The organism is Pedobacter antarcticus, assembly GCF_900112985.1.
GTDB classification, from domain to species: Bacteria; Bacteroidota; Bacteroidia; order Sphingobacteriales; family Sphingobacteriaceae; genus Pedobacter; species Pedobacter antarcticus.
The window spans coordinates 29,425-42,644 of sequence record NZ_FONS01000009.1 but is presented as its reverse complement, the minus strand read 5'-3'; the positions used below and the strand labels follow the sequence as shown (position 1 = coordinate 42,644).

Sequence of the window (13,220 nt, the reverse complement as noted above, 5' to 3'; positions counted from 1 at the left end):
TCCTACAGGAGGATAGCTTTAGTCTATAAGTGTTTTTAGTGTGTTTAGTCTTCCAGTAATTCGTTGTTAGGACCAATTTCTTCTGTGACTTCTTCCTTGAAGTAAGTTTTTTGAAAAATCAGGATTGTAACTACACCAATAAATATGGCGGAATCAGCAATATTGAATACCGGACGGAAAAAGATGTATTCTTCGCCTCCCCAGATTGGAACCCATTTGGGAAATACACCCTCCATTAAGGGGAAGTAGAGCATATCTACTACCCGTCCGTGGAATAGTGTAGCATAATCATAGATCCTTCCGTAAAACACAGAATCTATAATGTTGCCTAATGCACCTGAAAAGATCAGTGCCACATTTAGGATGAGCCCTCTGTGGTACTTATGTTTAATCATATAATGAAGCCCGTAACCAATACCTGCAACGGCTAAAATACGGAAGAGTGACAAGGCAAGTTTTCCGAACTCCCCGCCAAACTCCATACCGAATGCCATACCGTTATTCTCTGTGAAATGGATAATAAACCAGTTGCCGAGAATTTTATATTCCTGCCCGATAAACATATTGGTTTTAATCCACGTCTTTGAAAGCTGATCAATCAAAACCACAAGTAATATCAGAAGTATCGGTTTAGTATAGCCTTTCATTATGCTTGTTTCAATTTAGCTTCCATACTTAAAGTTGCATGTGGAACTGCACGTAATCTTTCTTTCTGAATCAGTTTGCCGGTTTCGCGGCAAATACCATAAGTTTTATTCTCGATGCGTACCAATGCAGCTTCCAAATTCTCGATGAATTTTTTCTGACGGGCAGCAAGCTGGTTCAATTGTTCTTTCTCTAAAGTAGCAGATCCATCTTCAAGCGTTTTGTAAGTTCCAGAGGTATCTTCAGTTCCATTGGAATTAGGGCTGCTTAAGGAATTGGTCAAAGACAAGAATTCTTCCCTCGCCATGCGTAATTTTTCCTGGATCAATTCTTTGAACTCCTGAAGCTCCTGGTCTGAGTAGCGTGTTTTCGTTGGTTTTTCCATAGTAATTATTGTTTTGCAATCAAAATTTGTAGTTCAACATCATCGATCACTATTTTGTTTCCTCCATCCAGAGCAGTCTGTAGTGAAATGTTATCGGCAAGAATTTCCGCGCAAATGTAGTCTTTATTCTTTTCTACTGCAGTACTTATCAATGAATGCTGTTGTAAACTTACTGTAATGCGGTCTGTAACTTCAAAATTAAGCTCTTTTCTCAGGTTCTGAATTCTGTTAATCAGTTCCCTTGACAAGCCTTCTTCTTTAAGCTCTCCGGTAATGGTAACATCAAGTGCAACCGTCAGGCTGCCCAGGTTAGTTACCTGCCATCCGGGAATATCCTCCGCGATAATTTCTACGTCTTCCAGCAGGATTTCATAGCTGGTTCCAGGGACTTTAAATAAGCCATCCTTTTCAAAGACAGCCAGTTCTTCCGGGCTCAAAGCAGTTAGCAGAGCCGCTACAGTTTTCATATCCTTACCAACTTTCGGGCCTAAAGCCTTGAAATTTGGTTTTAACTTCTTTTTAATAAATCCGGCAGTGTCGGTAATGAATTCAATGTCTTTGATATTTGTCTCGGAGAGAATGATATCTTTCACCTTTTCAACTTTTTGCTCAAAACCTTTATCCAATACAGGAATCAGGATCTTGGCTAATGGTTGACGTACGTTAATACTCATCTTCTTTCTCAATGAAAGTACCATTGAAGAGATCTGTTGTGCAAGTTCCATTCTTTCGTTCAGGTCCTGGTCGATCAGTGTGGTGTTGCCAGATTCCCATAGGCTCAAATGAACAGATTGTTCTGCAGTAACAGCCTTACCTACTGATAGGTTCTGGTATAACCAGTCTGCAAAGAATGGTGCTACGGGAGACATTAGCTGAGAAATGCGTACCAAACAAGTATACAGCGTTTCATAAGCTGCTTTCTTATCGTCTGTCATTTCACCTTTCCAGAAACGACGGCGTGATAAACGGATATACCAGTTACTCAAATGCTCATCTACAAAAGTCTGGATTGCTCTGGCTGCTCTTGTTGGTTCATATGTTGCGTAGCTCTCGTCAACTTCATTGATCAGCTTTTGCAGTAGAGAAAGAATCCATCGATCTAATTCACTACGGTCTTGAACAGGTGTCTCATTTTCCGGATCGATTTCGAATTTGTCGATATTTGCATACAGTGCAAAGAAGGCATAGGTGTTATATAAAGTACCGAAGAATTTTCTTCTTACTTCGTCCAGGCCTTCTGTGTTAAACTTCAGGTTGTCCCAGGGAGAAGCATTACTGATCATATACCAGCGTGTGGCATCTGCACTGTAAGTGTCAATCGTATGGAATGGATCTACACCATTGCCGAGACGTTTAGACATTTTATTGCCGTTTTTATCCAGTACGAGACCGTTAGAAACAACATTTTTATACGCGATTCCACCGTTACCCACACGAGCATTCACGGCTTTAATTTCTTCACTGGTTTCGCTCAACATCACTGCTATAGCATGTAAGGTGAAGAACCAACCACGCGTTTGATCTACACCTTCTGCAATGAAATCTGCAGGATATGAATTTTCAAACTCTTCTGCATTTTCAAACGGATAATGCCACTGTGCATAAGGCATAGCTCCACTGTCAAACCAAACGTCAATCAGGTCTGCCTCACGGAACATACGTTCACCTTTTTCTGATTTCAGGATCACATCATCTACAAAAGGACGGTGCATATCTTTCAATTCAAAAGCGGCATCCATAAACCCAGCCTCAACAGCCATTTTAATTTCAGCATTCAGCTCTGCAATTGAACCGATACATTTCTCTTCCGTTCCATCCTGAGTTCTCCATATTGGAAGCGGTGTACCCCAGTAGCGTGAACGGGAAAGGTTCCAGTCTACCAAATTTTCCAGCCAGTTCCCAAAACGGCCTGTACCGGTAGCTTCAGGTTTCCAATTGATGGTTTTATTCAATGCCACCATTTTCTCCTTTACCGCAGTCGTTTTAATAAACCAGCTGTCCAGTGGATAATAGAGGATCGGTTTATCAGTTCTCCAGCAATGTGGATAACTGTGTTCGTATTTTTTAACGTCGAAGGCTTTATTATCTTCTTTCAGCTTAATCGCGATTAATACATCGGTCGGTTTGAAATCGGATGCCTGACGCTCTTCGTCTGTATAATATTCCTCCTTGACATATTTCCCAGCGAAATCTGTTACTTCGTCTACGAATTTACCTAGTTTATTCACTAACGGAAGTTCATTGCCTTGCTCGTCTTTCACCATAACTGCCGGTACGCCATTCTCTTTGGCAACCCGGAAATCGTCTGCTCCGAAAACAGAGGCAATGTGTACGATACCTGTACCGTCTTCTGTGGTTACATAATCTGCGGGAATTACACGGAATGCTTTTTCTTCCAGTTCCGGATTAGTTACATAATCCAGTAACTGATGATATTTCAGGCCACAAAGATCTTTACCCGTAAATTCAGCTGTAACTGTCCAGGGGATCAGTTTATCGCCTCCTTTATAGGCCGTAAAATCAAGGTCTTTCGCATCAGCTTTGAAATGTTTGGCAAGTAGATCTTTTGCGAGCACCAGGCTAACGGGTTTGAAGGTATAAGGGTTGAAAGTTGCCACTTTAATATAAGCAATTTTCTCACCTACTGCCAGTGCACCGTTGGATGGTAAAGTCCATGGTGTAGTTGTCCAGGCGATAATCGCTGTTTCTTCCTGCTCATTACTGAACAGAACTGACATCAGTGGATGTTCCTGATCTTTTTTAATAAAGAACTGTGCCGTGATCGAAGTGTCTTTCAACATTTTGTAGGTTCCTGGCTGATTAAGCTCATGAGAGCTCAGGCCAGTACCTGCAGCCGGGGAATAAGGCTGTACGGTATATCCTTTATAAAGCAGTCCTTTATTGTAAAATGTCTTTAAGATCCACCACAGTGATTCGATATACTCATTTTCATAAGTGATATATGGTTTTTCCAGGTCTACCCAGTAACCCATCTTTTCAGTCAGGTCATTCCAGATATCTGTATAACGCATAACTTCTTCACGGCAGGCAGCGTTATAAGCTTCCACAGTGATTTTAGTACCGATGTCTACCTTTGTAATACCTAGTTTCTTTTCAACAGCAAGTTCGATTGGTAAACCATGCGTATCCCATCCGCCTTTACGTTTCACCTGGAAACCTTTCAGGGTCTTGTAACGGCAAAAGATATCTTTAATAGCACGGGCCATAACGTGGTGGATACCAGGCATGCCGTTTGCGGAAGGCGGACCTTCATAAAAAGTAAATGGGTTAGCTTTAGAGCGGGTAGAAATACTCTTCTCAAAGATATTTTCCGCTTTCCAAAATTCCAGTATCTCTTTACCTATTTTAGGCAGTTCTAATTGTTTAAATTCCCTATACATCAATCCAGTATCTTAAAAAAATAAGGATGCAAAGTTACGTATTAAGAATGAAAAATAGTAGAAGTGTCAAGAATTACATTGGAACTCAGATTCTTCAGCTAGTTTGATTTTTGATATATATATTTACTGCCAGAAATTAACCTCAACACCTGCATCATGATCAAAACAATGAAACTTCAAAAAGCTTTAATTGCTATTTTATTGGCTGTTGTGGCTCTTGTGACATATTTAATGAGCGATGAGGATAGTAGCTGGAGTAAATACCTGCTTGAACTTTCAGGTTTTTTGTTCATGCTAGGAGGGTTCCTCTTTCTTTATCCAATCTTGTTTTCACGTAAGGATAAAGAAGGCTGTGTGGAACTTGACCCTGAAGTTCCGGTACAGGCTGAAGAAAAACAGAATTTACAAGAATAATGTAAACCTGTTCTAAAATATATAGAATTTCAATTAAAAATAAAGGCTCCGGAATAAATCCGGAGCCTTTATTTTTAATTTTCACAATTAGTTCTTTAGGCCATAGCAATGTTTGAACTTAAGATCTGCCTAACCTTAACCATGTTGTTCATTCCTGAAATAAGTATACCGGTTAGCTTGCTTTACGCTAAAAGGCTATTGAGCCGGTATTGACAGGGTATTCAGTCGGTAATTGGGTATATCAACACCGACTCAACACCGTATCAATACCCTATCAACACCGTTTTAACCTTTAACGATATCCGAATGTGAATGCAGATTCCATACTTTCTCAACGAAATAAAAAAGAGCCCGGTGGAATACCGAGCTCTTGCACAAAAAACTTAATTTTCTAATCTGTCCAACTTTTGGGGTTTACTTCAATGATACAGGCTCTTTTTTATTTCGTTGAAATTTTGACAGTTTGAGCCTTTACCAGAATTTTACGTAAAGGGCAGTGATGATTAAAAGCGTAAGGATAATCAATGCCATGGTTGAAGGTTTAACTTTAAACATGGATTTGTCCAGTTCAAATGCTTTCGGATTAATTTTAGGTCCTGCAAAACTCATCACAATCATAATCAGCATTGTGAAGCCGAACGATAATCCCATACAGATGTGAAAAGGAATTTCATAACCGCCGTTTCCATTCGGATATGCAGTGTAGAGTATATTTTCATTACCCATCACCGCAGGGGCAAACTCGTTGAAAAACACAGAGAAAATGAAACCCGCAAGGACGCCGGCAATAGCCGCAGAACCAGTAGTTCTTTTCCAGAACATTCCTAAAAAGAACATAGCAAATACACCTGGGCTGATAAATCCTGTATATTTCTGTATATAGGTGAATCCACCCACACCGCCAATGCCCAGGACGTCATTCCAAGTGAAAAGTATTGCCAGAATCAGCCCCGCAAATACGGTAGTCCTTCCCACCAATACAAGTTCTTTTTCATTCGCATCTTTTTTGAAATACTTTGAATATACGTCTAATGTGAAGATGGTTGAGATACTGTTTACCTTTCCGGCAAGAGAAGCTACGATAGCAGCTGTAAGTGCTGCCACAGACAGTCCTTTCAGTCCGGTAGGGAGGAACGTGAGTACTGCAGAATATGCACCGTCCTTGCCGCCTATCAGCTGCGGGAGATGGCCGCCTTTGTAAAGAACATATGCAGCTATACCTGGAAGCATCACTATTAAGGGCATTAATAATTTAAGTAACCCTGCGAACAGAATTCCCGTTCTTGCAGTATGCAGATCGGCACCCAGCGCGCGTTGTGTAATATACTGATTGCAGCCCCAGTAATTTAGATTGATGATCCAGATTCCTGCAACATAAGAAGCCAGTCCGGGGAACGTCAGGTATTTGCTGATCTCGTTTTGTGTCGATTCTGCAGTAGGCTTTGGAATAATCATTTTAAAATGCTCCGGAGCTTGTTCCATCAGCACATTAAAACCAGCAATTGCATTGCTGCCCACGCCGAATTTCTCACCAACTACTGTTAATGCGATATAAGTGGTAACTAATCCGCCCAGAATCAGAACGCCCACCTGGATTACGTCTGTGTACGCCACTACTTTCATTCCTCCTAATGAAATAAACAGTGCGAAGACAGCCAGTGCAATCATAATGATATGCAGATAACCTCCTCCTGTCAGGCCATTAATGGCGACTGCACCGAGATAAAGAATGGACGTCAGGTTAACAAAGACATACAAAAATAACCAGAAAATAGCCATAATTAAGGCTACGGATTCATTATACCGGGTCTGGAGAAATTGTGGCATGGTATAAATCTTATTTTTGAGGTAGACCGGGATAAACCAGACAGCCACAATAATTAGGGCAATGGCTGCAATCCACTCATAGGCAGCTACAGCAATACCAAGGAAAAATCCTTCGCCACTCATACCGATGAATTGCTCAGCCGATATATTGGATGCTATTAGTGAAGCTCCGATAGCCCACCACGTTAATGTGCCTTCAGCCAGGAAGAATGCTTTCGCATCCTGTTCATCTTTTTTCCTTTTATGGTATATCGAGTAGCCGTATCCTGATACAACCAGAAAGTAGATAATGAAGACCACATAATCTGCAGTCACTAAACTATTGCTCATAAAGTATATTTGGTTAGGTAATTCCTGGATTTATCTGTTTAACTGGTAATAGGCATCATTCCATCTAAGGTCATTCTGCAGTTGCTGAATTTGCGTATGGTTATCGATACCAACGTATTCAATGCCCGCCATGCCCGCGAAATCGGTTAGGTGTTCTGCAGTCAGGTTTTCGCTATAGCAGGTATGGTGTGCACCTCCGGCGTAAATCCACGCTGCGCACCCCGTTTTCATATCGGGTTGTGGTTTCCACAATACTCTGGCAACCGGCAGTTTTGGCAATTCATGCTCCTGCTGGACGCCATCAACTACATTTACGAGCATTCGGAACCTGTTACCCATATCTACTATAGAAGCATTTAATGCCGGACCATTCTCTGCGTTAAAGATCAGTCTTACCGGATCTGCTTTCCCGCCTATCCCCAATGGATGAACTTCACATTTGATCGGTCCTTTAGCTAATGCAGCATCAACTTCGAGCATGTGTGAGCCCAGGACAAAAGAGTTGCCGGGTTCAAAATGGTAAGTGTAATCTTCCATGAAAGCATTCGCACCTTTAAGACCACTGCCCATTACTTTCATGGTTCTGACTAGTGCTGCCGTTTTCCAGTCTCCCTCACCGGCAAAGCCATAACCTTCACTCATTAAACGCTGTACTGCAATTCCAGGTAATTGGCTAATGCCATACAAATCCTCGAAAGTGTCGGAGAATCCCTTGAAATTTCCGTCTTGCAGGAAGTTACGCAGACCTATTTCAATCTTGGCCGCTTCACGTAAAGAAGCATGCTGTGCAGCTCCTTTTTGCAGGTTTACAGCCAGTTCATAGGAGTCGGCATATTCTTTAACCAGACGGTCAATATCTGCATCTGAGGTCTGGTTTATAACTTTAACAAGATCGCCGATCCCATAAGTATTTACGGAGTAGCCAAACTTAATCTCTGCCTCAACCTTATCGCCCTCAGTTACCGCAACGTTACGCATGTTATCACCAAAACGTGCAAATTTTGCTCCCTGGAGGTCTGCCCATCCAGCCGCAGCCCGAAGCCATGCACCTACACCTGCCCGTAATTCCGGATCTTCCCAGTGACCTGCAACTACTTTTCTGTTAATGCGCATTCTGGACATGATAAAACCGAATTCGCGATCTCCATGCGCACTTTGATTCAGATTCATAAAGTCCATATCCATCGTGCTCCATGGAATATCACGGTTAAACTGGGTATGCAGGTGTAAAAGTGGTTTTTGCAATATTTTTAACCCGCCTATCCACATTTTAGCCGGTGAAAATGTATGCATCCAGGCAATAATGCCTATGCAGTTTTCTGATTGATTGGCCTGTTGACAGACCTCATAAATTTCCTCATGTGTCTTAACAGTTGGTTTAAACACAATTTTTACGGGTATTTCCGATGCGTCATTAAGCGCGGCTGCAATTTTCATGGAATGTTCAGCAACTTGTCTCAGTGTTTCCTCACCGTATAAATGCTGGCTTCCTGTAATGAACCAGGCTTCTGATTGTTTAAGATTTATAGTCATCTGATTTTTTTTATTGGCCGTAGTATGAGTCCGAGCCGTGTTTTCTTTCGTAATGTTTTTTAATTAATGCTGCTTTCATTGGCTGAACAGCAGGGTTTATCTGCATAGTGAGAAAAGCCATTCTGGCCAGTTCTTCTACAACAGCGCTATTGTAAACGGCTTTCTCTACAGTGCTACCCCAGGTAAAAGGGGCGTGGTTACCCACTAGAATCATTTCCGTTTCCTTATAGTTCAGTCCTGAAATTTCCAGGTGTTCCATAATCTGGAAGCCAGTCTCATATTCATAATTACCACTGATTTTTTTATCATCCATCGGCGGCGCGCAGGGTACTGCAAGTGTCGTGTGGTCAGCATGAGTGGTGCCAAAGACCGGGATTGGTTCCAATGCCTGGGCCCAGGCTGTTCCGTAAGTAGAATGGGTATGAACAATTCCGCCTACTTCCGACCAGTGCTTATAAAGTACGGCATGTGTCTGCGTATCTGAAGAGGGACGTAGATTCCCTTCGACAGTTTGACCGTCAAAATCTACGATAACCATTTTTTCCGGTGACAATTCTGAATAAGGAACCCCGCTTGGTTTAATCGCAAAAACTCCTTTTTTCCGGTCTGCGGCACTGGCATTTCCAAAAGTAAAAAGTACTAGTCCAAAGGCTGGCAACTGCATATTCGCTGCATAGGCCTCTTCCCTGATATCTTCGTAGTTATTCATTTGATTTAAGGTTGATGTTGTTCAATAAAATTTCCCAAAGCCAGATACTGACCAAATCTGGACTCATAATACCCCACCTTTTCTGGTTCTGGTTCATAGACTGCGTCGAATCCACTTCCCATGCCCTTCATCGCCTCTTCCACAGTGGGATAAATCCCGGCAACTACTGCGGCAAATATGGCGGCGCCTAATGCGCAGGTATGTTCGAACTGATGAATGCGTATTGGCATATTGAGAACATTAGCCATCATCTGCATAATATAAGGTGACTTCTTCGCCACACCGCCGATGCCTATAATTCCCTTTACGGGGATACCTTCGCTGGTAAAACGATCTACAATGTTTTTGGCACCGAAACAGGTGGCTTCCGCTAGTGCACGGAACATTCGGAGCGCATCGGTGCCCAGATCCAGGTTAATCAGTGCACCTTTTAATTCCTGATTGGCATCTGGTGTCCTTCTTCCGTTAAACCAGTCCAGACCAAGCTCATCGTCAGCAGATAATGGCAGTAGCGCAGCCTGTCTGCTTAATTCAGGAATTAGCCGGTCAGTCAATTCCTGTTCCAGTGCAGCAGCAGTTGCCGCATCGATCAAGGTTGATTGCGCAAGCAGGTTTTTTAATGGCCATGACAATAGTTGTCGGAACCAGGCATAAGTATCACCGAAAGCCGATTGCCCTGCCTCCAGACCTGTCATTCCGGGAATCACAGATCCATTGACCTGGCCGCAGATACCGTGGATAAGTTTACCGTTGATATCAGCCGCAGGGGCGACAAGAATATCACAGGTTGATGTACCCATTACCTTACTGAGATGATAAGGTTCGATTTGCCCACCAACAGCACCCATGTGTGCATCAAAAGCGCCTACGCCGACCTGAACTGCAGTGTGCAGGCCTAGCTTTTCTGCCCATTCTTCTGAAAGGGTACCGGCAGAGATATCGGAAGTATATGTTTCTTTGAATAATCTTGAGGTGAAGCCATTTAATAGGGGATCCAGTGAACTGAAAAATTCTTCAGGTGGCAGTCCCCCAAATTCCTCTGCCCAAAGTGCTTTGTGTCCTGCAGCACAGCGACTTCTTTTCATGCTGGTTACGCTGGTTCCTCCGGTTAGCAGAAAAGGGATCCAATCACAATGTTCTACCCAGGAATAGCAAGCTTCACGAACCGCTGCGTCTGCGCGTAAGGTACGGAGCAGTTTTGCCCAGAACCATTCCGAGGAATAAATGCCGCCGCAATAGGAGAGGTAATTTGTATCAAATTTGACTGCATGCGCATTGATTTGTGCAGCTTCTTTAACAGCAGTATGGTCTTTCCATAGTACGAACATAGCATGAGGATTATCTTCAAATCCTGGTAATAATGCGAGTGGGACCCCGGCTTCGTTCACTGCTACGGGTGTCGATCCGGTTGTATCTACTGCAATAGCCCGTACGGCCGAGGCAATATCCTTTTCTTCCGCCTGTGCCAGACATGATTTTATCGTATAGATGAGTCCTTCCGTATAATCCAGCGGATGCTGGCGAAACTGGTTGCCGGAGGGGTCACAATATAAACCCTGTTTCCAGCGGGGATAGTTGAATACCGAAGAAGCAATTTCTTTTCCGTTCGTTGCGTTGATCAGGACGGAACGGACAGAATCTGAACCGTAGTCAACCCCGATAACATATTGGTCTGTTTTCATCAGTTTTATAATTTGGTTAGCTAATGGATATACCATCAGATTTATAAATGTCTAATTAACGTTTATTTATTTGGTAAACGAAATTATTTGAGAAAAAAGCAGATAATTTTTTTTCAGTGTCGCAAGAGAAATGCGGCGGACTGGTAATCAAAACTTGTCTGATTACTGTTTCAGGAAAGATTATGGGATGAAATGACGAAAAAAGAAATGGCCGGCGATTGCCGGCCATAAAGATTAACTAATCAGGTTTTCCGGATTAGGAATGAAATTCAGAAAAGCCTGGAACTTGGCTTTATATTTTTTCTTGTCTAGTTTGAAATAGAAAGCACCTTTTTTAGAGTTAGATTTATCTTTCTCTTCCAGCTTGATCAGCAGGCCTGTAGAAGTTAGTTTACGTATAAAATTACGGTTGTCAATTTTCGTATTGTATACGCCTTCGTATAAACTTTGCAGCTGCGGGATAGTGAATTTGCGCGGTAACAGCTCAAATAACAGCGGGTGGAGTGCAGCTTTATACCTGATTTTCTGTTTGGCAATTTCCACCATTTCATCATGATCAAAGATCAGCTTCGGCATTTCGTTAATCAGAAACCATTCGGCATGGTACTGGTCACTGAGTTGTGTCTCATATTTATGAATATCAATTAAAGCAAAATAGGCTACAGAAACTACACGTTCCATCGGGTCACGGTCTGGACGGCCAAAAGCATGTAGTTGTTCCAGATAAACTCCGTCCAGTCCGGTCAACTGAAGCAGAATCTTGTTGGCTGCCTCATCCATGCCTTCGTCGGGATTAATGAAACCACCCATCAGACTCCATTTATCTTGCTCGGGTGCAAAGCCCCTTTTGATCAGCAGGATTTTTAAATGTTCACCATCGAAACCGAAGATGATACAATCTATAGCAACAAGTATGCGTTTTTTATTCGTAGCGTCGGTCATTAGTGGTGTTTTAGGCTAATTAGATATAATGACTAAATTTGATATTAATAATTTTTACGCAAAATATGAAGAATTTATATTAATTGTTGTTATGACAGTTAATATAAATTTGACTAATTTGCTTTTGCTAAATATAAACATGTAATTATGAAATTGAACCGTTACGTCTTTCCTGCAGTGGTATTATTTGCAGGATTATCTACTGCCTGTACTTCTGAACCCGCTAAGCAATCAGCGGTAGACTCGCTGAACCATAGTTCTGCTGCAGTAGCTCTGCCCGATTCGCTGGCTTTTCAGGGAAAATATAATGAACAGGCAACTCATTTATACGTATTAAAAAATAAAAGTGGCGATGAAGCCGCAATTACCAATTATGGTGGCCGGGTAGTGTCGCTGCTTGTAAAAGATAATAAAGATCAACTCGTCGACGTAGTCCTGGGCCATGATGCTATCGGACCTTACCAGGAACAACCGGAATCTTATTATGGCGCCCTGATCGGCAGATATGGGAACCGTATAGCAAAAGGGAAATTCACCCTCAATGGTAAGAGCTATCAGCTGCAGGTAAATAATGGCTTAAACTCATTGCATGGTGGAACTGATGGTTACCAGGCCAAAGTTTGGACCGGCGTGCAGGTAGATCCGCAAACCCTGGAACTTAGTTATACGTCCAAAGATGGCGAAGGCGGTTATCCTGGTAATTTACAGGTTAAAGTTACCTATACGCTACAGGATGATCATTCTTTAAAGATCGCTTATGAAGCAAAAACAGATAAAGCCACGCCAGTTAATCTCACTAATCATTCCTTTTTTAATCTGAACGGCGCTGGTGATCCATCGGTATTGGACCATATCGTTCAATTAAATGCTGATGAATATACACCTGTTGATACCGCTCTGATACCAACCGGCAAGCTGGCTAAAGTTGTGGGTACACCTTTCGATTTCACCAAACCAACGCCAATAGGAGAGCGGATTGATGCAGACGATGCTCAGCTTAAAAATGGTAAAGGATATGATCACAATTTTGTATTGAGAAAAGGGGCAGGTCTGAAGCAGGCCGCGATAGTAAGCAGCCCAAAAACAGGGATCGAAATGGAAGTGCTTACCGACGAGCCAGGCGTACAGTTCTACACCGGAAACTTTATGACGGGTGAAAAAGATAATGGAAAAGGAAAAGGCCGTTACGGATACCGTTCTGCTTTCTGTCTGGAAACACAGCATTTCCCGGATTCACCGAATCAGGCATCATTTCCCTCTACCATTTTAGAGCCAGGTAAAACACTTAATTCCACAACTGTCTATAAGTTTTCTGTCAAAAAATAAACCTTAGAAAACAAAACAGCGCGAAT

Annotated in this window: 10 protein-coding genes; 2 read left to right on the top strand and 8 right to left on the bottom strand. The window is 42.3% G+C overall.

Annotated features, from left to right (window positions below):
- Positions 1–44: 44 nt before the first annotated feature.
- The 3 genes from BM192_RS16100 to ileS are packed head-to-tail and all read right to left on the bottom strand — an operon-like array spanning position 45 to position 4,431.
- Positions 45–647, bottom strand: coding sequence for a lipoprotein signal peptidase (locus BM192_RS16100; protein ID WP_037438430.1), 603 nt, complete (start codon positions 645–647; stop codon positions 45–47).
- The gene (locus BM192_RS16095; protein ID WP_037438429.1) at positions 647–1,030 is read right to left on the bottom strand and encodes a TraR/DksA family transcriptional regulator; all 384 of its coding nucleotides are present in this window, start codon (positions 1,028–1,030) and stop codon (positions 647–649) included. Before BM192_RS16095 ends, BM192_RS16100 begins: the two co-directional genes overlap by 1 nt.
- A gap of 5 nt (positions 1,031–1,035) precedes the next feature.
- The gene (ileS, locus tag BM192_RS16090) at positions 1,036–4,431 is read right to left on the bottom strand and encodes an isoleucine--tRNA ligase (protein ID WP_037438428.1); all 3,396 of its coding nucleotides are present in this window, start codon (positions 4,429–4,431) and stop codon (positions 1,036–1,038) included.
- 156 nt (positions 4,432–4,587) lie between these two features.
- Here ileS and BM192_RS16085 point away from each other — a divergent pair, with 156 nt between their 5' ends.
- Positions 4,588–4,845 (top strand): hypothetical protein, encoded by a 258-nt coding sequence (locus BM192_RS16085; RefSeq protein ID WP_037438427.1) that lies wholly within the window; start codon positions 4,588–4,590, stop codon positions 4,843–4,845.
- A gap of 471 nt (positions 4,846–5,316) precedes the next feature.
- On the opposite strand, the gene BM192_RS16080 is transcribed toward BM192_RS16085, so the two are convergent.
- The 5 genes from BM192_RS16080 to BM192_RS16060 all read right to left on the bottom strand — a co-directional run bounded on the left by BM192_RS16080 (position 5,317) and on the right by BM192_RS16060 (position 11,868).
- Positions 5,317–7,002, bottom strand: coding sequence for a sodium:solute symporter family transporter (locus BM192_RS16080; protein WP_037438426.1), 1,686 nt, complete (start codon positions 7,000–7,002; stop codon positions 5,317–5,319).
- A 30-nt stretch (positions 7,003–7,032) separates the two neighbouring features.
- Positions 7,033–8,535: an L-arabinose isomerase gene (araA, locus tag BM192_RS16075; RefSeq protein WP_037438425.1), complete on the bottom strand. Its 1,503-nt coding sequence runs from the start codon at positions 8,533–8,535 to the stop codon at positions 7,033–7,035.
- 10 nt (positions 8,536–8,545) lie between these two features.
- Complete coding sequence (araD, locus tag BM192_RS16070) at positions 8,546–9,244, bottom strand: L-ribulose-5-phosphate 4-epimerase AraD (protein WP_037438424.1); 699 nt, start codon at positions 9,242–9,244, stop codon at positions 8,546–8,548.
- A 5-nt stretch (positions 9,245–9,249) separates the two neighbouring features.
- Positions 9,250–10,926 (bottom strand): ribulokinase, encoded by a 1,677-nt coding sequence (locus tag BM192_RS16065; protein ID WP_037438534.1) that lies wholly within the window; start codon positions 10,924–10,926, stop codon positions 9,250–9,252.
- Positions 10,927–11,160: 234 nt separating this feature from the next.
- Positions 11,161–11,868 carry an NUDIX hydrolase gene (locus BM192_RS16060; RefSeq protein WP_037438423.1) on the bottom strand — a complete coding sequence of 236 codons (708 nt, stop codon included), beginning with the start codon at positions 11,866–11,868 and terminating at the stop codon, positions 11,161–11,163.
- A 147-nt stretch (positions 11,869–12,015) separates the two neighbouring features.
- On the opposite strand from BM192_RS16060, the gene BM192_RS16055 reads away from it, so the two are divergent.
- Positions 12,016–13,194, top strand: coding sequence for an aldose epimerase family protein (locus BM192_RS16055; protein WP_081857463.1), 1,179 nt, complete (start codon positions 12,016–12,018; stop codon positions 13,192–13,194).
- The last annotated feature ends 26 nt before the right edge of the window (positions 13,195–13,220 follow it).